1 protein-coding gene is annotated in these 320 nt (G+C 69.4%); it reads left to right on the top strand.

Annotated elements, in window-relative coordinates:
* The coding region (locus IQ292_RS17555; protein ID WP_238941230.1) for a methyl-accepting chemotaxis protein at positions 1-320 on the top strand (320 nt) is incomplete at both ends.

The following is a 320-nucleotide window of genomic DNA, read 5'->3' as shown; positions in this document are numbered from 1 at the left end:
AAGGCGAACACCGCGGTGGAGGAAGCGCGTGTCGAGGCGGAACAGTCGGGTCGCATCGTCGGCAAGGCGGTCGAGGCGATGGGCGGCATCGAGCGCGCGTCGAACGAGATTTCCGAGATCATCAGCGTGATCGACGGCATCGCCTTCCAGACCAACCTGCTCGCGCTCAACGCCGGGGTCGAGGCGGCGCGTGCGGGCGACGCGGGCAAGGGCTTCGCGGTCGTCGCATCGGAGGTGCGTGCGCTCGCCCAGCGCTCCGCCGACGCCGCCAAGGACGTCAAGACCAAGATCACCGCATCGACCGAGCAGGTCGAGGCCGG

It is taken from the genome of Sphingomonas beigongshangi, assembly GCF_016820445.1.
Classification (GTDB): domain Bacteria; phylum Pseudomonadota; class Alphaproteobacteria; order Sphingomonadales; family Sphingomonadaceae; genus Sphingomonas; species Sphingomonas beigongshangi.
This window is presented reverse-complemented; position numbering and strand designations above follow the sequence as displayed.